This window comes from Streptomyces sp. NPDC101234 (assembly GCF_044767525.1).
Lineage (GTDB): Bacteria > Actinomycetota > Actinomycetes > Streptomycetales > Streptomycetaceae > Streptomyces > Streptomyces sasae.
Genome location: NZ_JBIWOA010000008.1, coordinates 1 through 21,561 on the forward strand (window position 1 = coordinate 1; position 21,561 = coordinate 21,561).

16 protein-coding genes, 1 tRNA gene and 3 pseudogenes are annotated in these 21,561 nt (G+C 74.1%); 4 read left to right on the forward strand and 16 right to left on the reverse strand.

Features of this window, described 5'->3' with window-relative positions:
- Nucleotides 1-159: pseudogene (locus ACIRR9_RS16305) on the forward strand (DNA-directed RNA polymerase subunit alpha); the annotation flags it as partial.
- Nucleotides 160-326: 167 nt separating this feature from the next.
- Here ACIRR9_RS16305 and ACIRR9_RS16310 read toward each other — a convergent pair.
- The 6 genes from ACIRR9_RS16310 to ACIRR9_RS16335 all read right to left on the reverse strand — a co-directional run bounded on the left by ACIRR9_RS16310 (nt 327) and on the right by ACIRR9_RS16335 (nt 7,861).
- Nucleotides 327-1,088: a glucose 1-dehydrogenase gene (locus ACIRR9_RS16310; RefSeq protein ID WP_403751719.1), complete on the reverse strand. Its 762-nt coding sequence runs from the start codon at nt 1,086-1,088 to the stop codon at nt 327-329.
- A gap of 174 nt (nt 1,089-1,262) precedes the next feature.
- Nucleotides 1,263-1,508 (reverse strand): hypothetical protein, encoded by a 246-nt coding sequence (locus ACIRR9_RS16315; protein WP_384566975.1) that lies wholly within the window; start codon nt 1,506-1,508, stop codon nt 1,263-1,265.
- Nucleotides 1,509-1,584: 76 nt separating this feature from the next.
- On the reverse strand, nt 1,585-2,997 hold the full coding sequence (locus ACIRR9_RS16320) for a Cys-Gln thioester bond-forming surface protein (RefSeq protein ID WP_403751721.1): 1,413 nt from the start codon (nt 2,995-2,997) through the stop codon (nt 1,585-1,587).
- 428 nt (nt 2,998-3,425) lie between these two features.
- Nucleotides 3,426-3,890 carry a single-stranded DNA-binding protein gene (locus ACIRR9_RS16325; RefSeq protein WP_403751723.1) on the reverse strand — a complete coding sequence of 155 codons (465 nt, stop codon included), beginning with the start codon at nt 3,888-3,890 and terminating at the stop codon, nt 3,426-3,428.
- Nucleotides 3,891-4,201: 311 nt separating this feature from the next.
- Nucleotides 4,202-6,250, reverse strand: coding sequence for a GTPase (locus ACIRR9_RS16330; protein WP_403751725.1), 2,049 nt, complete (start codon nt 6,248-6,250; stop codon nt 4,202-4,204).
- Between the two features lie 3 nt (nt 6,251-6,253).
- Nucleotides 6,254-7,861 carry a dynamin family protein gene (locus tag ACIRR9_RS16335; RefSeq protein WP_365353027.1) on the reverse strand — a complete coding sequence of 536 codons (1,608 nt, stop codon included), beginning with the start codon at nt 7,859-7,861 and terminating at the stop codon, nt 6,254-6,256.
- A gap of 321 nt (nt 7,862-8,182) precedes the next feature.
- Here ACIRR9_RS16335 and ACIRR9_RS16340 point away from each other — a divergent pair.
- Nucleotides 8,183-8,258, forward strand: a tRNA-Arg gene (locus ACIRR9_RS16340).
- Nucleotides 8,259-8,358: 100 nt separating this feature from the next.
- Here ACIRR9_RS16340 and ACIRR9_RS16345 read toward each other — a convergent pair.
- Both ACIRR9_RS16345 and ACIRR9_RS16350 read right to left on the reverse strand, forming a co-directional pair.
- Nucleotides 8,359-9,018, reverse strand: a complete 660-nt coding sequence (locus tag ACIRR9_RS16345) for a response regulator (protein ID WP_403751727.1) — start codon at nt 9,016-9,018, stop codon at nt 8,359-8,361.
- Nucleotides 8,991-10,022, reverse strand: coding sequence for a sensor histidine kinase (locus ACIRR9_RS16350; RefSeq protein ID WP_403752302.1), 1,032 nt, complete (start codon nt 10,020-10,022; stop codon nt 8,991-8,993). Before ACIRR9_RS16350 ends, ACIRR9_RS16345 begins: the two co-directional genes overlap by 28 nt.
- Between ACIRR9_RS16350 and ACIRR9_RS16355 the strand changes: the two are divergent.
- Together ACIRR9_RS16355 and ACIRR9_RS16360 are read left to right on the forward strand one after the other, a co-directional pair.
- Nucleotides 9,918-10,457, forward strand: a pseudogene (locus ACIRR9_RS16355) (ABC transporter ATP-binding protein); the annotation flags it as partial. The gene ACIRR9_RS16350 and the pseudogene ACIRR9_RS16355 sit on opposite strands and share 105 nt — an antisense overlap.
- On the forward strand, nt 10,370-12,838 hold the full coding sequence (locus ACIRR9_RS16360; protein WP_403751729.1) for an FtsX-like permease family protein: 2,469 nt from the start codon (nt 10,370-10,372) through the stop codon (nt 12,836-12,838). The pseudogene ACIRR9_RS16355 and the gene ACIRR9_RS16360, both read left to right, overlap by 88 nt.
- 31 nt (nt 12,839-12,869) lie before the next feature.
- Here ACIRR9_RS16360 and ACIRR9_RS16365 read toward each other — a convergent pair whose 3' ends face one another.
- The 8 genes and pseudogenes from ACIRR9_RS16365 to ACIRR9_RS16400 all read right to left on the reverse strand — a co-directional run bounded on the left by ACIRR9_RS16365 (nt 12,870) and on the right by ACIRR9_RS16400 (nt 21,560).
- Nucleotides 12,870-13,181, reverse strand: a complete 312-nt coding sequence (locus tag ACIRR9_RS16365; RefSeq protein ID WP_365352406.1) for an acyl carrier protein — start codon at nt 13,179-13,181, stop codon at nt 12,870-12,872.
- Nucleotides 13,182-13,240: 59 nt separating this feature from the next.
- On the reverse strand, nt 13,241-13,477 hold the full coding sequence (locus ACIRR9_RS16370) for an acyl-CoA carboxylase subunit epsilon (protein WP_403751731.1): 237 nt from the start codon (nt 13,475-13,477) through the stop codon (nt 13,241-13,243).
- A complete protein-coding gene (locus tag ACIRR9_RS16375) occupies nt 13,474-15,081 on the reverse strand; it encodes an acyl-CoA carboxylase subunit beta (RefSeq protein WP_403751733.1) in 1,608 nt (535 codons plus the stop codon). Before ACIRR9_RS16375 ends, ACIRR9_RS16370 begins: the two co-directional genes overlap by 4 nt.
- On the reverse strand, nt 15,078-15,944 hold the full coding sequence (locus tag ACIRR9_RS16380; protein WP_403751735.1) for a 4'-phosphopantetheinyl transferase family protein: 867 nt from the start codon (nt 15,942-15,944) through the stop codon (nt 15,078-15,080). Before ACIRR9_RS16380 ends, ACIRR9_RS16375 begins: the two co-directional genes overlap by 4 nt.
- A complete protein-coding gene (locus ACIRR9_RS16385) occupies nt 15,941-17,254 on the reverse strand; it encodes an MFS transporter (RefSeq protein WP_403751737.1) in 1,314 nt (437 codons plus the stop codon). Before ACIRR9_RS16385 ends, ACIRR9_RS16380 begins: the two co-directional genes overlap by 4 nt.
- 8 nt (nt 17,255-17,262) lie before the next feature.
- On the reverse strand, nt 17,263-18,138 hold the full coding sequence (locus tag ACIRR9_RS16390) for an alpha/beta hydrolase (protein WP_185149336.1): 876 nt from the start codon (nt 18,136-18,138) through the stop codon (nt 17,263-17,265).
- A gap of 391 nt (nt 18,139-18,529) precedes the next feature.
- Nucleotides 18,530-19,972 (reverse strand): annotated as a pseudogene (locus ACIRR9_RS16395) (FAD-dependent monooxygenase); the annotation flags it as partial.
- A gap of 40 nt (nt 19,973-20,012) precedes the next feature.
- A complete protein-coding gene (locus ACIRR9_RS16400; RefSeq protein ID WP_403751739.1) occupies nt 20,013-21,560 on the reverse strand; it encodes an FAD-dependent monooxygenase in 1,548 nt (515 codons plus the stop codon).
- Nucleotide 21,561 lies beyond the last annotated feature (1 nt).

The window sequence follows — 21,561 nt, forward strand, 5'->3', positions numbered from 1 at the left end:
CGCAACTTCGGTGCGAAGTCCATCGACGAGGTCAAGGCGAAGCTGGCCGGCATGGGCCTGGCCCTCAAGGACAGCCCGCCCGGATTCGACCCCACCGCTGCCGCCTTCGACGCGGACGACAACGGGGGCTCGGGCTTCGTGGAGACCGAGCAGTACTGAACACCGCCCCGGCTCCCTGAGAGCCCGGTCGAGGTCGCGACGGTGGACGCCGTCCCTGCCCTGGGCCACGACAGCCCCCTCGGAGATGTTCCGAGGGGGCTGTTCCCTGCGCGTCCGTACCCGGGTGGCTCGGCGGGCGCTCAGAACGCTTGCCATCGGCCCCGGTATCAGCCGGTGACGCCGCCGTCGACGACGAGGTCGTGGCCGACGACGAAGCTCGACTCGTCGGACGCCAGCCACAGCACCGCGTTGACGATCTCCTCCGTGGTCGCGACGCGGCCGATCGGCACCGTCGTGGCGAGCCGGGCCGCGCGATCGGCGTCGGTCTCCCCGGGACGCAGCGACATACCGGTGTCCGTGGCGCCGGGGCTCACCGCGTTGATGCGCACGTTGTCCTTGATGTGGTCCAGGGCGGCGACCCGGGTGAGGGTGCTCACGGCGGCCTTGGAGGCGGCGTAGGCGGCCATGCCGGGGCGGCGCCCGTGGTAGCCGATGTTGGACGCGGTGTTGACGATGACGCCACCGCCGTGCGCCCGCATGTGCACGATCTCCTGCTGCATGCTGAGCAGAACGCCGGTCAGGTTGACGTCCAGCACGGCCTGCCACGCGGCCAGGTCCAGGTCGCCGACCGGGGTGGGCCTGCCGAACACACCCGCGTTGTTGTGCGCGACGTGCAGGCCGCCGTGGCGCTCCACCGTGGTGCGCACCAGGCGCTGCATGTCCTCGGGCCGGGTGACGTCGGCGACGACGGCGCTCGCGGTGCCGCCGTCCTCGCCGACGAGCCGCACGGTCTCCTCGATGGAGTCCGGCCGGGCTCCGGCGGCGACCACGGCGGCGCCCTCACGGGCGAAGGCCCTGGCGCCGGCCCGGCCGATACCGGCTCCGGCACCGGTGACGACGACGACCTTGTCCTTGAATCGGGCGGTCATGGAAGTGCTCCTCGGTACGTGCCGTGACGGATGGGAATTCAGGGTGCCCGGACCGGCGACGGTGGTGACCCGGCGTCAGGCACGGGTGAGGCAAGGCCCCTGGCTGCCGTCACCCCGTCAAGAAGGCGCAAGGGCACCCGAACGCGCCGGTTGTCCTGGCCACGGTCACCTTGATCAAGAACCATCGGCGCGTTTCGCATGACGGTTCAACGGCACGGCGGCGAAGAGTTCCAGGTGCGCGCAGTTCGGGCAGCGGAAGGCATCGATCTGCCATTGCGGCAGGCCCCGCGTCCTGGCTATGCCCATCAGGCCCCGGTCGATGAGGCTTCCGAACCATCGCGCATCCCCGCGGGCGCCTTGACCGGTGTCGCCGACAAAGCCCTGCTCGAGCCCGACATGACCGCACTGGGTGCACCGCATGTTGTTCACCGGTGGAGTGTAGGTGGGGGCCACGTGTCGGTGCCGGTGAGTTTCAGGCAGTCAGAGGGGGACCCGGTCAGTCGTTCGTCGGGTTCTCCCGCTGGCGGAGGATCACCAGGACCGCGCCGCCGATCACCACCAGGCCGATGGCCACGCCCGTGATCACGCCGGTCGCGGAGTCGCCTCCGGTGGCGGCCAGGTTGACGGCGCCGGTGGTGCCGCCCACCGAGGCGGGGCTGGGCTCGCTGAGGGTCTGGGTGGTGAGGCCGGCGTCGGTGCCCTGGGTCTTGCAGTCGAGGACGCCGGTGAAGCGGCGTTCCAGACCGTTCTGGGCGGTGATCGTGAAGTCGTAGGGCTGGTCCTCCTGGAGCGGGATGGTCACCGTCCGCGAGGCGTTCGCCGGGATGGTGTGCTCGGTGCCCATCAGCTCGAAGGTGAACGGCTTGTCCCCGGTGTTGGCCGCGGTGATGTCCACGCCGTTCCTGGCGCAGTTCTTCTCCGCCGACAGTGCCGGTATCGCGCCCTGGTCCGCCCAGGTCGCGTTCGCGGTCGCGGTGACCGTGGACTCGCTGGAACCGGCCAGGATCTGCGTCTGGCTGCGGCTCTCGGAGGTGAAGGCGCGGCCGACCGGGACGGTGGTGGACGCCTGGACCGACAGTTCGGCGGACCCTGTTTCGCTGTCGGCCGTGTGGGCGGTGCCCCCGGTCGTGTCGCCGGGCACCTTGAAGTACAGGCGGCTGCCGTCCTGCACGGTGGTGACGGGCTTACCCGTCTTGTCGGTGATCTTCACACCGCTGAGGGCCGCGTCGGACGGCGGGATCACGGTGACCGTGCGGGCGTTGGTGTGGACCGTCACCGGGCCCAGCAGGCCGCCCGGGCGTCCCGACACGGCCGGCGGGTCGAGGGTCAGGGAGGCCTGCGGCTCCGGCTGGTCGCGGGCGCTCTTCTCCAGGTAGGCGGCGAGCTTCTCGGCCTGCGGGTCGACCGCGTCGACGTCCGCGCCGTCCGAGTAGCGCCAGATCGCCACCTGGGTGCCGGCCGCCGCGTCCTGCTCGGTGAGGCTGCCGGCCCCGGCCTTGCGGGCCAGCGCGGCGAGGTCGTTGACCTGCGGGTAGGAGTTCTGCAGGATCCAGCGGATCCGGCCGGCGTTCTTGTTGGCGCCCAGCGAGGTGCCGCTCCAGGCCGTCTCGTGGTACTTGGCGTCCCGCTGGGTGGGGTTGTGCAGGTCGACGCAGTACGTCTGGAGTGTGCCGCCGCCGTCCACGGACATCTCGAACAGGCCCGCGGCGACCTGCTCGTCACCGCTGTCGCCGTGGACCACGGCCTCGCCGTAGGTCTTCAGGCCGCTTATGGTCGCCGTCGCCCCGCTCTGGCTCTGGGTGGTCCCGTCGTCCGCCGCCGCCCGGCCGGCGCCGGTCAGCACGACGGCGGCCACCAGGCCGGACGCCAGTGTCACGGCGGCGAGGCGGGCCACGCCTCTCGCGGGCACGGCCGTACCGGAGTGCCTGGCGGACGCGCGGGGCGCCGAGGAACCAGAGAACGCAGCGAGCACAGAATTCCCCTTCGCGCAGGACCCGTTGGCCGCGGGCGGTCCCACCAGCAGAATCAGCGGCCCCAGGGGCCATGCCCGGCATCTTATGGATCAGCCGGACCGGCCTTTCGCGGTGAGATGGTCGGATGAGCGATCCGATCCGCAATCGTTATCGCGGGGCCTCGGACGGTCAGGGCTTATCGACAAATCCGCCGGGTCGTCCTGGCAGGCACTTCTGAGCGCATTCGCCGATAAGCCGTCAATGAGCGGTCATTCGCCCGCAGTTCGGTAGGTCCATGGCGAACGGTGCCTGGCACGGGCGGGCTTGCGGGCGGACTTGTGGGCGGGCTTGTGGGCGGACTTGTGGCCCGGCCCGCGGGCCGACGTCATGTCACCGCCACCGGTTCCGGCTGCTGTCGGGCGGCGTCGGGGGACCCCGCCGGTGTCTCCCAGTCCGGTTCCGGGCGGGGCGGCGCCGGTGCCGCCGTCTCCGGCCTACCGGTCCGCCGGAAGGCCGCCGTACCGCGTGCCAGGTCGTGGCCGATCGCCACCGCGTCGATGTCGGCGGAGGCCCGCTGCTGGCCCTCCCGGGTCTCGGTGCGCACCTTCAGCCGCCCCTGTACGACGACCGGGTCGCCGACCGACAGCGAGGTGGCCGCGTTGGTGGCGAGCTGCCGGTTGGCCCACACCGTGAAGAAGTTGGTGTGGCCGTCCGTCCAGGTGCTCTTCTCGCGGTCCCAGTAGCGCGAGGTCACCGCCAGCCGGAACCGGGCCGACGGGCCGGCCGCCAGCTCCCGGAAGACCGGCTGCGTCGCCACGTTGCCCACCGCGCAGACCATCGTCTCGTTCATCACGAACCCCTCCCTCACCCGGCCGCCGGGGCCGGGCGGATCCACGTACGGGCCCGTCCCGTACGGCTGTGTCCACCGCGGCGACCGGGTATGCCGAGCACGTCCGCGCTCGTGATGTGCCGAGTGCGTCCGCCGCGCTCGTGGTGATCGCCGCGGGACCAGACTGCCGCCGCCGGGCCGGGCCCGCTGCGGGCTGTGGACGGCCCTCGGGGCTGTGGAGAACTCCGCCACCCGCACGAGTGAACCCCGTACGCCCACATGTGCGGGTAGCCCCAGAACACGTCGGATCACGTCGGATCACGTCGGAGCGATCACCCCACCCCGGCCCCCGCCCGCGTCACCCGCCCGTACTGCTCGCGCACCTCCCGGTACCGCAGCAGCTCCGCGGCCACCGGGTCCAGCACCCGGGCCCGGCCGCAGCCGGCCGCCGCCTCCCGCAATCGGCGCTCCGCCTCCAGGCCGTACCGCCGGGCCGGTCCCCGTGCCGCCATCCGGCACCCCCACTCGACCAGCGGTCCGCCGATGATCCCGGCGATCATCAGCAGTACCGGAACGCCCAGGTTGGGTGCCATGAACCCGGCGATCTGCCCCACCAGCCACAGCCCTCCCACCACCTGGACGAGCGTCATGGCGGCCTGGGCGAACACCGCCAACGGCCACCAGCCGGGGCGCGGCGGGCGCCCCGGCGGCAGCCCGGCCTGTGCGGCGAGTTCGTCGAGCGCCTCCGAAAGGCCCTGCGAGCCGCGTACGGCCGCCTCCCGCACCGCCTGCGCCCAAGGCGCGGGCAGTCCGGCCGAGGCCCGGTCGGAGACCGTGCGCACCGCCTGTTCGACACGCTGCCGGGCGGTGGCCTCCTCCTCCGGCTGAGCCCTCTGCAGGCGTCCGGTGGGCGCGTCCGCGCGCTTCTGGCGCCAACGCCACAGCCGCAGCCAGGGCGTGCCGCAGGCCCGGTTGGCATTGCGCAGCCAGGCCCGTTCGGCGGCCTCGCCGGCGGCGGTGGCGCCCACCGCGTCCGCGAGCCGCGCGGCGAACTCGTCGCGTGCCTCCTCGCTGAGCCCGGCGCGCCGTCCGGTGGCGTAGACGGGGCGCAGCCGGTCCGCGGCGGCGTCCACGTCGGCGGCGATCCGCCGGGCCGCCGCGCCCCGTTCGGCCACGAACTGGCCGAGCATCTCGCGCAGTTCGCCGACGCCGTCGCCGGTGAGCGCGGACAGCGCGAGCACGGTGGCGCCCGGTTCCCCGAACTCGCCGAGCGCGACACCGTCGTCGTCGAGCAGCCGGCGCAGATCGTGCAGGACCAGGTCGGCGGCGTCGCCGGGGAGCCGGTCGGTCTGGTTGAGGATGACGAACATGACCTCCGCATGGCCGGCCATGGGCCGCAGATAGCGCTCGTGGAGGACGGCGTCGGCGTACTTCTCCGGGTCGACGACCCAGATCACCGCGTCGACCAGTTTCAGGATCCGGTCGACGTGTTCGCGGTGCTGGACGGCCGCCGAGTCGTGGTCGGGCAGGTCGATGAGGACCAGTCCGCGCAGTTGCGCGTCCGCCTCCGGGTTGTGCACGGGGCGCCGGCGCAGCCGGCCCGGGATGCCGAGCCGGTCGACGAGGGCCGCGCCGCCGTCGCTCCAGGTGCACGCGATGGGCGCGGCGGTGGTGGGGCGCCGTACGCCGGTCTCCGAGATGGCGACTCCGGCGAGCGCGTTGAACAGCTGGGACTTGCCGCTGCCGGTGGCACCGGCGATGGCGACGACGGTGTGCTGTCCGGAGAGCCTGCGCCGGGCGGCCGCCTCGTCCAGGACCCGGCCGGCCTCGGCCAGGGTGTGGCTGTCGAGGCGGGTGCGGGAGAGGCCGACGAGTTCGCGCAGGGCGTCGAGGCGGGAGCGCAGCGGGCCGTCGTACGCCAGCGGGGCGGGGGCCGGGGCGCCGGGGCCGCGGGTCTCCAGGACGGGGACGGCGGGCTTGGAGGTGTCGGTGACCCGGCGGGCGATGAGTCCGTCGTCCCAGGCGTCCTCGGCGGTGGCCGGGTCGCCGTCGGCCGGCTCTCGTTGCTCCCGCACGCGTGCGTGCGGGACGTTCTCGGTCTCGGCGGCGGCCTGGGCCGGGTGCGCGGGGTGCGCAAGGTCTGCGGGCGGCTCGCCCCCGGCCCCGTCCCGGCCCCGCGGCGCGTCCCCCGCGGAGTCCGGTGCGGCGCCGGCCGCGGGGGCGTGTACCGCGGCGTGTACGGGCTCCGGTACGGCGTCCGGCGCGGAGCCCGCCGCGGTCAGACCGCTGTCGAAGCCACTGGTGTAGTCACCGGCGTACTCACCGGTGTGATCCATGCGTTCCATGTGATCCGTGTGGTCGTGGTCAGTGACGGCGGTCACCGGTCACCTCTCCTTCTGGAGGACGGACAGGGCGGCGATGAGTTCGGCTTGGGGTTCGGGGTGGACGTCGAGTGCGTCGAGCGGGGCCAGGCGGCGTTCGCGTTCGGTGTGCACGACGCGGTCCACGTGTTCGGTGAGCAGCCGTCCCGCGCGGTCGCGCAGCCGTAGCGCACCGTGGGCGCCGACGCGCTCGGCGAGCCGCTCCCCCGCTTCCTTGGTGCGGCGGCCGCCGAGGAGCGCGGTGGCCACGAGGGCGGCGACGGACTCGGAGTCGGGCGCGACGCTGCGGTCGAGCTCGCGCACCTCGTCCTCGGCGTACTCCTCCAGTTCGCGCCGCCAGCGCCGGACGGCGAGGCCGATGCGGTGCTCGGCGCTCTCCAGGGAGGGGTCGCGGCCGCTGAGCCCGGGGGCCGCGGACGCGGGCTCGCGGCGCCAGGCGTCGTCGACGCGCTCGTCGGCGGCGGTGACGGCGCACAGCAGCAGCGCGGCGAGGCTCTCCACCAGGGCGTCGAGGAGTTCGCCGGCGGCGCAGTCGAGGGGGTAGGCGCGCCAGCGTTTGAGGGCGTCGCCGGCGAGCACGGCCCCGCTCTGCAGCCTGCCGCGCACGCGCGCGTGCTCGCTGTCGTACGCCGAGTCGACGGCCGAGGTCAGGCGCAGTGCGGCGGCGTGCTGGGCGGCGGCCGCCCCGGCCAGTTCGGGCATGCGGGCCTTGAGGGAGTCGAGGACGCCGTGGGCGGTGCGGGCCAGGATGTGGGTGCGGGCGCCGGGGTCCTGTGCCTGGTGCACGAGCCAGGCCCGCAGCGGGGCCACGGCGGTGGCCGGGAGCAGCCCGCCGCCCCACGCCGACTCGGGCAGCTCGGGCACCGTGAACCGGGGCAGGTCACCGAGTCCGGCCTTGGTGAGGAGGGCGCCGTACTGCCGGGCGACCTCGGAGACGACCTGGTGGGGGACCCGGTCGAGGACGGTCACCAGAGCGGCCTTGTACTCCTTGGCGGTGCGCAGCAGGTGCCAGGGGACGGCGTCGGCGTAGCGGGCGGCGGTGGTCACCATCACCCAGACGTCGGCGGCGCACATGAGCTCTGCGGCGAGGACGCGGTTGTCGACGATCAGGGAGTCGATGTCGGGGGCGTCGAGGAGAGCGAGGCCGCGCGGGAGGCTGTCGGCGGTCTCGACGCGGAGTACGCGCCCGGGGCTCTCGCCGGGCAGGAGGAGGTCGTCGCCGGGGTCGCGGTTCGGTACCCACACGCGTGTGAGGTCGGGCAGCACGCGCATGCCGCTGAACCAGTGATGATCTTCCGGATGGCAGACCAGCACCGGTGTGCGGGTGGTCGGCCGCAGCACGCCCGCCTCACTGACGCGGCGGCCCACCAGGGAGTTGACGAGGGTCGACTTGCCGGCGCCGGTGGATCCGCCCACGACCGCCAGAAGCGGTGCGTCGGGCTCTCTGAGGCGGGGCACCAGATAGTTGTCGAGCTGTGCGAGCAGTTCGTCGCGGTTGGCACGCGCGCGTGGAGCCCCCGCCAGGGGCAGCGGGAAGCGTGCGGCGGCGACACGGTCGCGCAGGGCGGAAAGTGTGTCGAGCAGCTGGGGCCGTACGTCCAAGGTCACCACATGCGAAGAATGCCCAATTTTAGGGGAATTCTGAAGCATATAGACATGTCTGCGTGCCGACAGGACACAACGGACGGAAGGGACGACTGGGACGGAGGCACAGTCCAGGCATAACGAGTGCACAACACCCGGTGCGTCAGACACCAAAAGCGGTGCACGATTCGTACCTGCCTGCGATTATCAGGACCGCTTCACCGAACCTCCACATTGAGCCACGGAGGCGAAGCAGCAGGGACAAGGATCGGGGAGTTCTATCCTTGTCCCCGGCAGCGTGGCGGACCCGCCCACACCAGGGCAGTGCGTACGAGGCCAGCACTACCGGCCCCCGTAGCTCAGTGGATAGAGCAGGCGCCTTCTAAGCGCTTGGCCGCAGGTTCGAGTCCTGCCGGGGGCGCCACCCGCGGTCCGCAGCGTCCGGAAATCGCCGCAGGGAACACCTGGAACTTGGCCGATCTCCGCTCACCAGGGCGTGCCCACGTCGCGCCGCTCTGCCGGTGTCACGCGCGGAGGTAGGCGAGGACCGCCAGCACCCTTCGGTGGGTCTCGTCGGTCTGCGGCAGGTCCAGCTTGGTGAGGATGCTGCCGATGTGTTTGCCCACGGCGGCTTCGGAGACCACCAGTTCGCGGGCTATCGACCCGTTCGACCTGCCCTCCGCGATCAGTGACAGGACCTCCCGCTCACGCGGGGTGAGGCGCTCCAGCGGATCACGGCGGCGGCGCAGCAGCTGGCGTACGACTTCGGGGTCCACGACCGTGCCGCCCGCCGCGACCTCCCACAGGGCGTCGACGAACTGCTCGACCTGCCCGACCCGGTCCTTGAGCAGATAGCCGACGCCCGTTCCGTCGCCGGAGTCCAGCAACTCGGCGGCGTACGCCCGGTGTACGTACTGGCTGAGGACCAGGACGGGCAGCGCGGGCCGCTTCTCGCGCAGCCGCAGCGCCGCGTGCAGTCCCTCGTCCTGGAACGCCGGGGGCATCCGCACGTCCGTCACCACGATGTCCGGGGGGTGCTCCTCGACCGCGGCGATCAGCGCCGGGGCGTCTCCCACGGCCGCCACCACCTGGTGGCCGCAGCGGGCGAGCAGACCGCTGAGCCCCTCCCGCAGCAGCACGCTGTCCTCGGCCAGAACTACGCGCAGCGGTCGGTCTGTTCGCAAGGAAACTCCACCCTCAGCAGGGTCGGTCCGCCGGGCGGACTGGACAGCGAGAGTCTGCCATCGAGCACCGACACCCGGTCCGCGAGTCCGGTCAGCCCGCTGCCCGCCCCGGCCGCCGCCGCGCCGCCCCGGCCGTCGTCGCTCACCTGCAAAAACAGCCGCCCGTCGCGGTGACCTCCCGTCACCTGCCCACGGCTCGCCCCGCTGTGCCGGGCGATGTTGGCGAGCGCCTCGCAGACCACGAAGTACGCGGCGGACTCCACCGCCGCGGGAAGCCGCCCGCGCAGTTCCAGGTCGACGTCCACGGGGACGGCCGAGCGGTCCGCGGCGTCGGTGACGGCCGTTTCGAGGCCGTAGTCCGTGAGCACCTTGGGGTGGATGCCGTGGATCAGTTCGCGCAGTTCGGCCAGCGCCCTGCCCGCCTCCTCGTGGGCCTTGGCGAGCTGGTCGGCGAGCGGTCCGGGCGGGGCGTCCAGGCGGGCCAGGCCGAGCGTCATCGTCAGCGCCACCAGCCGCTGCTGCGCCCCGTCGTGCAGGTCGCGCTCGATGCGCCGCCGTTCGGCCTCGAAGGCGTCCACCAGGCGGACGCGTGAGCGGGTCAGTTCGACGACCCTGTCCCCCAGGTCTCCGTCGCGCGGCGCGATCAGCAGACGCGTCAGTTCGGCCCGGGATCCGGCCGCGACCCCCAGCGCGTAGCCGCCCAGGGCCAGGGCGAGCAGCCCGAGCGCGGTGACGCCGAAGGCCGTCGGCCAGTCGGTGACCGTCCACACCTTGAGCACCTTGGTCTCACGGCCGCCGCCGGCCGTGGCCATCAGCAGCGGGGTCGCGACCATGGTCAGCGGGAAGAGCAGGCCCACCGTGACCGCGAGGGCGTCGACCGGCCACAGCAGCCCGGCGAGGAGCAGGGCGTGGCGCTGCCACTGCGGCTCGCCGGCCGCCGCCCGGCGAAGGCGCGGGTACGGGAGGTCCTCGGCCAGGTCGGCCTCGGCGACCGCGCACGGCACCGGTCCGGCGAGTTGTCCGGCGGCCGGCAGCTGGGGGTACCTCCCAGGCCCTTGAGGCACTGGGGGAGCGTCGCCCTCACCCGGGCCCTGATCACCCGCCCCGAGGTGCTCTTCGGCGACGAGCCGACCGGTGCGCTCGACTCACGGACCGGCCGTGCGGTGCTGAAGCTGCTGCGCGGCATGGTCGACTCGCGGGGGCAGACGGTCGTGATGGTCACGCACGACCCGGTGGCCGCCTCGTACGCCGACCGTGTCGTCTTCCTCGTCGACGGGCGGGTGGCGGGCGAGTCGGCGGGGGCGGGCGCCGACGGCGTCGCCGCGCGCATGACCGAACTGGAGGGCGCGCCGTGCTCAGGGTCGCCGTGCGCACCCTGCGCACCCGCTGGGTCACCTTCCTGGGCAGCTTCGTCGCTCTCTCGCTCGGGGTCGCCCTGATCGCCGTGCTGGGCCTGGCCCTCGCCTCGTCGTCGGCCGCGCCCGGCCGCGCGCCGGAGCGGTTCGCCGTCGCGCCGGTCGTGGTCAAGGGGGCGGACAGCCTGCGGGTGCCGACCTCGATCGGGGTACGGGTGCAGAAGCTCGCCCGGCCGCGGGCCGTGCCGCACGAGGTCGTCGCACGGCTGCGGAAGCTCGGCACCGTCGTCCAGGACCGGTCGTTCGCCGTCCGGGCCCGGGGCGGGCCGGACGACCTGGTGGGGCATCCCTGGTCCACCGCCGCCTTCGCCCCGTACCGCATCGACGCGGGACGCGCGCCCCGCGCGGCCGGCGAGGTCGTCGTGAGCGGCGGCTGGGCGAGGCCGGGCGAACGCGTACGGACCGATCGCGGAACCGTGCTGGTGGTCGGGAACGTCACCGGGCGCGGCTTCGAGCACGCCGTCTTCTACACCGACGCACGCGCCGCCCGGCTGGAGCCGGTCAGTACCCAGCTGGTCGTGGACGCGGACGCGGCGGCGGTGCGTGCGGCGGTGCGCGGCGGCGGCAGCCTGGCGGGTGGCGTCCGGGTTCTCACGGGTGACGGGCGGCGCTGTGCCGACGCGGATCCCGACCGGGACGGCGCGGCCCTCACCGCGATGAACGCCATGTTCGGCACCGCGGGCGGTGTCACCGCCTTCGTGTCGGTGTTCGTGGTGGCGTCGACCTTCGCGTTCTCGGTCGCGCAACGGCGCCGGGAGTTCGGGCTGTTGCGGACGGCCGGGGCGACTTTGGGGCAGGTCCGCGCGATGGTGGTCGCCGAGGCGTTCCTGGTCGGGGTGGCCGCCTCGGCCGCCGGTTGTGTGCTCGGCGGCTACGGCGCGCCCCGGCTGGCCGCGTGGGTGGTCGACGGCGGTGCCGCTCCGGCCTGGTTCCGCATCGGCGGCGCCGTCTGGCCGTACGGCGCGGCCTTCGCGACCGGTCCGGTCGTCGCGCTGTGCGGTGCGGTGGCCGCGTCCTGGCGGGCGGGCCGGACCGGTCCCGTCCAAGCGCTGCGCGAGGCGTCCGTGGACGGCCCGACGATGACGCGGGGCCGCCTGCTGTTCGGCCTGGGGCTGCTGCTGACCGCCGTCGTCTCCCTCGCCCTGGCGTTGCTCGGCGACCCGGGTGACCTGCTGCACCGCAAGACCTATGTGAGCCGGCCGATGCTGCTGATCACTGCGGTCGCGCTGCTCGCACCGGCTCTGGTGGGCCCGCTGGTCCGGTTGCTCGCCCGGCCGGCGGCCCGGTCGGCCGGTGCGGTCGGCATGCTGGTGCGGGAGAACGCCGCCGCCGGTGTACGGCGCACCGCCGCGATCGCGGCACCGGTCCTGGTCACGGTCGCCCTCGCGGGCTCGCTGCCCGGCGCCACCGCGACCCTGGACAGGGCCAGGGCCGCCGAGCTGCGCGAACGGACCGCCGCCGCCTTCGTGGTCACCCCGGCGGGTTCGGCGGGCTTCGACGCGGCGGCCCTGCGCAGGCTGCGCGAGGTGCCGGGCACCGTCGTGTCCGCCACCTCGTCGAGCGCCGTCTACCGTCTGGAGGACGGTGTCGCGCTCGTCAGGGACGAGGCCCGTGCGGCGGACCCCGGTGGGCTCACCGCCACCACCCGGCTGCCGGTCGTGGCCGGGAGGGCGGGCGACCTCGACGACGGTTCGATCGTCGTCAACGAGGAGTGGCGGCAGCACGCTCTCGGGCAGCGGGTACGGGTGTGGCTCGGCGACGGTACGCGCAGGACGCTGCGGATCGTCGCGGTGATGGCCGCCGGGACCGGCGGCAACGGCGTCTACGTCACCCCGCGCAACGCCGCCGGCGCGCCCGTCGACCGGGTCGATGTGGCCCTCGTGGACGGCGCCGACCCGGGCGCCGTGGCCGCGGGGCTGCGGGCCGCGGTGGGCCCCGGGGGCGGGCAGGTCCGTTCCGGGGACCAGTGGGTGCGGGTCGGCCGTCCGGAGACGAACGGGACGACCCGGACCGGCATCCTGCTGGTCCTCGGTATCGCGCTCCTGTACACCGGCATCTCCGTGGCCAACACGATGGTCATGGCGACCTCCGACCGGGAGCGCGACCTCGCGGTGCTGCGGCTGGCCGGGGCCACCCGGTGGCAGGTGCTGCGGCTGGTGGCCGCCGAGGCCCTGACGGTCGTGGCGGTCGGCGCGGTGCTGGGGCTGCTGGTCGCCGCGGCCGATCTGGCGGGCATGTGGGCTGCCCTGGGGCTGCTGTCGGTACGGACCACGATGGCGTTGCCCTGGCCGGCTCTCGGCACGGCCGTGGGCGCCTGTGCGGTGCTCGCGGTGGTCTCCTCCGTCGTACCCGCCGCGGTCGCCCTGCGTCGGGGGGCCGTGAGGTCGGCGGGTATGAGGGAGTGAGCCACCGCGGGGCCGCGGTCGTGCCGGCGGTTCAGGACCGGTCGACCAACTCGCTCAGGGTCGCGGCCAGTTCGCCGACCGACTGCTCACGCAGGAGGTGGTGGGCCGGGACCGGGATGTTCAGGGCCGACTCCAGGGTGCGCTGGAGGGTCAGGGCCGTGAGGGAGTCGAGGCCCTGGGTGTGCAGGGGGCGGTCGCGGGCGATGCGGTGGGCCGGGGGGATGTCCAGGTGCCGGGCCAGGTTGCGGCAGAGGAACAGTTCGAACACCTGCCGGCGGTCGTCGTCGGGGGTCTCCCGCAGCGCGCCCAGGTTCAGCGCGCTCGTCGTCGGTATGACTGTCACGGTCTCGTCGTCCTTTCGTCCGGGGTGGGTGTGGCTTGGGACCGAGCCGGGGACCGGCATCACGCCGCGCGGGCGCCCGCGATGTGCCAGCCGCGGGGGTCGCGGTGGATCGCGAGGCGTTCCGGGCGGTGCCAGCCGGCCACCGGGCGGGGTGCCAGGGGGCTGGGGTCCACGGCGGCCAGGGCGGCCGCGCGGGCGAGCAGGACGGTGGTCAGGGCGGCGAGCTCGGCGGGGCTCGCCTCCCCCTTCACCACCTTGATGACCAGGGCGCCGTCAGCGCCGTCCGCCGTACTCACTGCGGCGGGTTGCCGTGCTTGCGCGACGGCAGGTCGGCCTGCTTGCTGCGGAGCATCGCAAGGGCACGGATGAGGGTGGAGCGGGTCGCCCGGGGGTCGATCACGTCGTCGATCAGCCCGCGTTCGGCCGCGTAATAGGGGTGCATCAGCTCCGACTGGTACTCCTTGATCTTCTGGGCGCGGGTGGCCTCCGGGTCGTCCGCCGCCGCGATCTCCCGGCGGAAGATCACGTTGGCCGCGCCCTCGGCGCCCATCACCGCGATCTCGTTGGTGGGCCAGGCGAGGGCCAGGTCGGTGCCGATCGAGCGGGAGTCCATGACTATGTACGCGCCGCCGTAGGCCTTGCGCAGCACCAGGGAGATCCGGGGCACGGTGGCGTTGCAGTAGGCGTAGAGGAGCTTGGCGCCGCGGCGGATGATGCCGTTGTGCTCCTGGGCCACGCCCGGCAGGAAGCCCGGCACGTCGATCAGGGTGACCAGCGGGATGTTGAAGGCGTCGCAGAACTGCACGAACCGCGCGGCCTTTTCACTGGCGTCTATGTCCAGGACGCCCGCGAAGGAGGCCGGCTGGCTGGCGACGATGCCGACGACCTCGCCGTCCAGCCGGGACAGCGCGCACACCACGTTGGTCGCCCAGTCGGCGTGGATCTCGAAGTAGTCGCCGTCGTCGACGATCTCCTCGATGACGGTACGGATGTCGTAGACCCGGCCGGGGTCCCCGGGGACCAGCTCCAGGACCCGGTCGGTGCGCCGGTCGGCCGGGTCCGAACTCGGTGTCCTGGGCGGCAGTTCGCGGTTGTTGGACGGCAGCAGCGACAGCAGGTGCCGTACGTCCTCCATGCAGCTGCGGACGTCGTCGTAGGCGAAGTGGGCCACGCCCGAGGCGCTGGCGTGGACGTCGGCGCCGCCCAGGTCGTTCTGGGTGATCTCCTCGCCGGTGACCGCCTTGACCACGTCGGGTCCGGTGATGAACATCTGGGCGATGTCGCGGACCATGAAGACGAAGTCGGTCAGGGCGGGCGAGTAGGCGGCGCCGCCCGCGCAGGGGCCGAGCATCACGCTGATCTGCGGGATCACCCCGGAGGCGCGGGTGTTGCGCTGGAAGATGCCGCCGTAGCCGGCGAGCGCGGAGACGCCCTCCTGGATCCGGGCGCCGGCGCCGTCGTTCAGGGACACGAGCGGGGCCCCCGCCGCCACGGCCATGTCCATGATCTTGTGGATCTTCTGGGCGTGGGCCTCGCCGAGGGCGCCGCCGAAGATCCGGAAGTCGTGGGCGTACACGAAGACGGTACGGCCGTGGACCGTGCCCCAGCCGGTGATCACGCCGTCGGTGTAGGGGCGCTTCTTCTCCAGGCCGAAGCCGGTGGCGCGGTGTCGGCGCAACTGCTCGACCTCGGTGAACGAGCCCGGGTCCAGGAGCAGTTCGATGCGTTCGTGGGCGGTCAGCTTGCCCTTGGCGTGCTGGCGCTCGGTGGCCTTGGGGTCGTGGCCCGTGCGGGCCAGGTCCTTGATGATCTGCAGCTCGGTCAGCCGGTCGACCTCGCAGGCGTCCGGGGCGTCCGGGGCGGTCTCCAGCACGGGAGTCCCGGGATCGGTGACGGTCATGATGCCTGGGCCCTTTCCTTCCTGTTCCGGGTGTCGATGAGGGCGTGCGTCTGGACGGAGGACGGGTTGTGGGCGCGCAGCACGGTGCGCAGGCCCGGTTCGACGGTGGCGATCCGCTCGACGGCGTCCCTGGCGTAGAGCCACTCGGCGGGCACGGAGTACATGGAGACCCGCCAGTCCTTGTCGCCGGCCGCGGCCGCGGCGCCGACATGGCCGTCGCACAGCGGTACGTTGCGCACCGCCCAGCCGGTCGGACGCCAGGACTCGGCCGCCTCGCCGAGGTAGTCGATGTCGGCGGCACGGGCGAGGCCGGTGCCGAGCCCCTTCAGATAGGCCTCCTTGCGGGACCACAGCCGGGCGAAGGCCATCTGCCGCCGGTCCTCCGACAGCCGGGTGATCTCCTGCTGCTCGGCCGGGTGCAGCGAGGACAGACAGGCCTCCACGGTGGACGGTGACGGCAGGACCTGCACGTCGACACCGACCCGGGTGCGCGCGATCGCGACCATGGCCAGGCCGTGGCTGTGCGAGAGGGAGAACTCGGGGGCGCCCGGCAGGTCGACCAGGACCGGACGGCCGTGCCGCTCCTCGCACTCCTCGCACCACTCCCGGCCGAGGGGCAGCCGCTGCGGCGCGACACCGGTGTAGACCGACAGCACCCGGCGCAGCCCCACATGGGCGGCGGCGTACATCTGCCGGTCCTCCTGCCGACGGTAGGCGGCGGCCCGCCGTCGCTCCTCGACGTCGAGCTCGCCGACCGGTACGTCACGTTCCGAGGCGGGCGGCGGCAGCAGCCAGATGTGCAGGTCCGACGTGCCCACTTCCAGGGTGGAGCGCGGGGCGTTCGGTACGACGGGGAGGTTCACGGGCGGCTCCCGGTTCCGGTGGTGTGGGCCGGCGTCCGCACGGCCGGGGATCGCCCGGCGGGCGCGTCGCCGCGGTCGGCGGCGGCCGCGACGAGTGCGGCGGCCAGCGAGATCAGGCCGCCCGCCCAGAGGGCGGAGCGGGTTCCCAGGTAGTGGGTGGCGGCGCCGACGAAGACGGCGCCGAGCGGGGCGGTGCCCTGCAGGATCAGGGTGTAGACGGCCATGACACGGCCCCGGTGGGCGGGGTCGCTGCCCAGCTGGACGCGGTGGTTGGCGGCCTGGGCGAAGTACAGGGACGCGAAGCCGGTCGGTACGAGCAGTACCAGTGCCGTCGGCAGGTTCGGCGCCCAGCCGGTGGCCGCGGCGAGCGCGCCGAAGGCGCAGGCCCAGCCGGTGACCAGGCGGGCCGGCGGGCGGCTGCGGCGCAGGGTGCCGGCGAAGGCGGCCAGCAGCGAACCGGCGGCGAGCGCGGCGGTGAGCAGGCCGAAGGACTCGGCGCCCGTATGGAACACGGTGCGTGCCATGAGCGGCAGGGTGAGCTGGAGGTTGAGGCCGAACAGCGCCACCGCCGCGACCAGGGCCAGGGTGGCCACCAGGTCGGGGCGTGACCGGAGTTCGGCCAGGCCCTCGACGACCCGGGCGGTGCCGGCCGCCGGGCAGGGCGGGCGGTGCAGCTCCTCCGGCCGCATGGCGCGCAGCCCGGCCACGGTGGCCGCGTAGCTCACCGCGTTGAGGAGCATCACGGTGCCGGTGCCGGTGGCCGCGATCAGCAGCCCGGCAAGCGACGGGCCCAGCACCCGCGCGATGTTGAAGTAGGCGCCGCTGAGCGCGGAGGCGTTGGGCACCAGGTCGGGTCCGACGAGCTCGGCGATGAAGGACAGCCGGGCCGGCACCTCCACGGCGCCCGCGACACCGAGGGCCGCGGCGAACACGCAGACCTGCCACAGCCGCGCCGCCCCGGACACCACCAGCAGACCGAGGGCCAGCGCGAACACCCCGGAGACGACGTTGGCTCCGGTCAGCAGGGCGCGCTTGTCGTGGCGGTCGGCGAGCCGGCCGCCGTACAGGGTCAGCAGCAGCATCGGCGTGAACTGCAGCGCGGTGACGGTGGCGAGTGCGGTCCCGGAGCCGCCGGACAGGTCGAGGACGAGCCAGTCCTGGGCGACGACCATCATCCAGGTACCGGTGGCGGAGACGACCTGGCCGGCCGCGAAGAGCCGGAAGTTCCGCACGGTCAGCGAGCGCAGGCTGCCGGTCAGCAGCCGGCGGCCCGGTCCTTCGGCCCTGGCCCGTGTCGTGGCCCGTGTCATGTTCCGTGTCATGGCCCGTCCCGCTCCGGCAGGCACTCCTCGAAGAAGGCGAGCGCGCGCAGGTGGTAGGAGCGGGCCGTGCGGCCCAGGCTGATGTTGTGACCGGCGTCCGGCTGCCGGTCGACGACCACCCGGGGCGCGGCGCTGAGCCGGGCCCGCAGGTCGTCGAGGGCGTCGGCGTCGTGCCGCCACCACAGCTCGTGCTCGGCGAAGGTGAGCCGGACCGGGACGCGGATGTGCGGGGCGAGCGCGTCGAACACCCCCGGCCAGTCCGACGCGGCACTCAGCTCCCGCTCGGGGATGGGCTTCACCAGGGTGGCGCTGTGCTGGAAGGTGGCCGGCGGATACAGGGCGAGCCGGCCCCAGTTGTACTTCCAGCGGGCCCGCTCGGGTCCGGCGAGCAGCTCCGCGGAGCGCGGGGCGTAGCGGTGGCCGCAGCCGGAGATGTCCAGGCCGAGGAGTCCGGCCGGCGGGGCTTCGGCGGCCAGGGTCAGGGCCAGTTTGCCGCCGAAGGAGTGCGCGAGCAGGAACGTTCCACCGCCGATGTCGTACTCGGCGCCGAAGCGGTCGAGCGCGGCCCGCAGCACGCGGGCCTGCCCGGCCAGGTCCAGGCCCTCGGGGAGCCCGGTCGCGGAGTCGCCGTAACCGGGCCGGTCGACGGCGAGGACCGCGAACCCCAGATGCGCCCCCAGTGCGCACAGGGAGGCATCGGGCTGCGCCCCGCCGTCGAAGTACCCCGCGCTCATACCGGCACCGTGCAGGGCGACCACGGTGGCCCGCGGCGGGCCCTCGGGTGCGCTCAGCAGGGCCGACAGGGTGTGCCCGGCGGCGTCGAGCGTGATCCGCCGCACCCGCGGGCCGACGGACAGGGACGCGGTGCCCATGGGATCACCCCACCTCCGGGGAACCGAACCAGTGGTGGAGGGCGACGACCAGGGCGTCCACGGAGGTGGCGAGGTCGGTGCGGGTGGACGCGGGGACGGGGGTGGTGGAAGCGGGGGTGGCCGAAGCCGTGCCGGAGGCGAGAGCGGGGATGGCGGAGACGGCGCCCGTGAGCCGGAGGGCTGTCGGGGCGGCCGCCGTACGGGGATCGGCTGCGCCGGTGCCGGACAAGGCTGCCTCCGTACGGAGTTGGGCTGTACCGGCGCCCGGCACCACGGCCCCGGCACGAGCATCGGGTGTACGAGTGCCCGACAAGGCGGCCTCCGTTCGGGATTCGGGTTCGGAGCTGGGACGGGTGGTGGCGTCGGTGAGGGCGCCGGGGCCGGTCGTGGCCAGGGCGGACTCGGGGCCGGTCGGCGAAGGGCCGCCGCCCGTCGTCCAGGCCACGTGGCCGTCGGGGCGGATCAGGAGGGCCGTCGCGCCGGCGAAGACGCCGAGGTGGTCCGGGGCGGCGCGGACGACCGTGACCCGGTCCGCCCACGGGGCCGCGGCCTCGCGGAGGGCGGGGTTGTCGGTCAGGTCGAGGAGGACGCCGTGGGCCGGGTGCAGCAGGGCTGTCGTGGTGGTGGCCGTGCCGTCGGGCAGGTGCAGCGGGCGCGGCGGCAGGCGGCGGCCGAGCAGGGGGTGGGTGCCGGGGCCCAGGTCGTAGCCGACGTCGAGGTGGCTGACGACACCGGCGAGCCGGCGGCGCACCTCCGGCAGCCCCATCAGTTCGGTGAACAGGGCGCGCAGCGGGTCGGCCTCGGGGCCGCCGAGGAAGATCATGCCCTGGGCCCGGGTGTTCATCAGCAACCGCGCACCGACGGGGTGCCGTTCGCCGTGGTAGGTGTCGAGCAGGCCCTCCGGCGCCCGGCCCCGGACCACCGCGGCCAGCTTCCAGCCGAGGTTGGCCGCGTCCTGCACGCCCGTGCTCAACCCCTGGCCGCCGGCCGGGAGATGGACGTGCGCGGCGTCCCCGGCGAGCAGCACCCGGCCCTTGCGGTAGGCGGAGACCTGGCGGGTGGCGTCCGTGAAGGAGCTGACCCAGTCGGCGCCGCCGCCGGCCAGCGACTCGCCGGTGATGCGCTCCCAGGCGGCGGCGACCTCGTCGAACCGCACGTCCTCGGGCCGGTCCCCGGCCGGGGTACCGTGCTCGCACACGATGATCCGGTCCACGCCCGGTGCCAGCGGCGCGGCCATCACCATGCCGTGCTCCAGCCGCTCGCCGAGGAAGCGCGGGCGTATCTCGCAGCCGGTGACGTCGGCCAGGTACATCCGGCGGGTGGCCGGCAGGCCGGGGAAGTCGAACCCGGCCGCCCGGCGCACCACGCTCTGACCGCCGTCGCAGCCCACGAGGTACGCGGCGCGCAGCCGCTGTTCGCCCTCCGGCGTGTCCGCGACGATCTCGACGCCGTCGGCGTCCTCGGCCAGCTTGGTCAGCTCCCAGCCCCGGCGGATGTCCGCGCCCAGCTCCCCGGCCCAGTCCTCCAGGACGGCCTCGGTCTGCGACTGCGGGACCCCGCGGGCGCCGAAGTGGGCGTCCTCCAGGACGGTGTAGTCGAACTGCACACCGCCGAAGTGGCCCATCGGGCTCTTCTCCAGCTGCCCGAAGCGGGGCAGCAGCCCCCGCTGGTCGAAGACCTCCATGGCGCGGGCCGTGAACCCCAGCCCGCGGGACTGCCCGGTCGGCTCCGCCAGTCTCTCCACGACGACGACCCGGGCGCCGCCCAGCCGCAGTTCCCCGGCCAGCATGAGGCCCGTGGGCCCCGCGCCGACGACGATCACATCCGTGTCCACAGCGCTTCCTCTCTGATCTGATGAATCGACTGAACCGGGTTCACAGCCCGGGGTCCGGACGGCCGAACCAGTGCCGGATCGCCGCGGTCGCCGCCCAGGGGTCCGAGCCGGCCCAGGCGACATGGCCGTCCGGGCGGACGAGCAGCCCGTCGGCGTCGTGCAGCGGCGACCTGGCGTCGTACGGCCGCCCCTCGGCGTCGTGCAGCGGACCGGTGGGGTCCGGCAGCACCACGACCGGGGTGACCCGGTCCGACCAGACCTTGCCGAGCCAGCGCAGTTCGGCCCGCGCGGACTCGGAGACGAGCAGCAGCCCGCGTCCGGTGCGCAGCAGTGCGGCCACCTCCACCGGGCCGTCCGGTGTGGGCAGGGTGCCGAGCGGCAGCCGCGCGCCGAGCAGCGGATGGGTGCCGCCGCCCACGGGGTGGCGGATGTCGAGCCCGGTGATCATGGCGGCGAGGTGCTGTCGTGCGGGTCCCGCGGCGATCAGCTCGCCGAGCAGAGTTCGCGCCGGTTCCACCGCCCGGTCGCCGAGCAGCAGCAGCGCCTGGGCCCGGATGTTGGCGAGCACCCGGCGCCCGACCTCGTGCCGTTCGTCGTGGTAGGTGTCGAGCAGGCCCTGCGGCGCCCGGCCGCAGACCACCGCGGCCAGTTTCCAGCCGAGGTTGGCCGCGTCCTGCAGTCCGAGGTTGAGCGCCTGGCCGCCGCTGGGCATCTGGCGGTGGGCGGCGTCCCCGGCGAACAGCACCCGCCCGTGCCGGTACTGCGTGAGCTGCTGGTTGGCGTCGCCGAAGGCGTTGAGCCAGACCGGGCGTCCGCCGCCCAGGTCCTCGCCGGTGACCCGCCGCCAGGCGCCGACGACCTCGGCGAAGGCGGGCGGGCCGGTCCGCTCGGGGGCCGGGGTGCCGAACTCGTGGACCATCACCCGGGTGGTCCCGCCGGGCATCCGGGCCGCGATGGCGAGGCCGCGCTCAAGGCGTTCGAAGCGCCGGTTCGGGATGTCGATGCCGGCGATGTCCGCCCTCAGCAGCTCCCGCCCGGCCGGGGCGCCGGGGAAGTCCGCCCCGGTCAGCCGGCGCACGGTGCTGTCCTCGCCGTCGCAGGCGACGAGGTACGCCGCCCGCAGCCGCCGCGGTCCGTCCGGGGTCTCGGCGACCACGTCCACGTGCCCGTCGCGCTGGGTGAGTCCGCGCACCTCCCAGCCGCGGCGCACATCCGCCCCGAGGGACCCGGCCCACTCCTGGAGCAGTTCCTCGGTCCGGGTCTGGGGCACCTTCCACTGGCCGGAGTGCGGGCTCGGCATGGTCAGGTCCATGGGCACGCCGCCGAAGTGGCCGCGCGGTTCGCGCGGCGGGTCGCCGAGCGCGGCCAGCAGCCCGCGGCAGTCGAACAGTTCCACGGTGCGGGCGTGCAGGGTGGAGGCGCGGGACTCCGTGGTGGGGGTGCGCAGCCGTTCCAGGACGACCACGTCGGCGCCGCCCAGCCGGAGTTCACCGGCGAGGAAGAGCCCCACGGGGCCCGCCCCCACCACGATCACACGGGTTGCCGCCGGGCCCTTGGCGGGCCGGGCCGGGGAGCTGTCGGTGGCCATG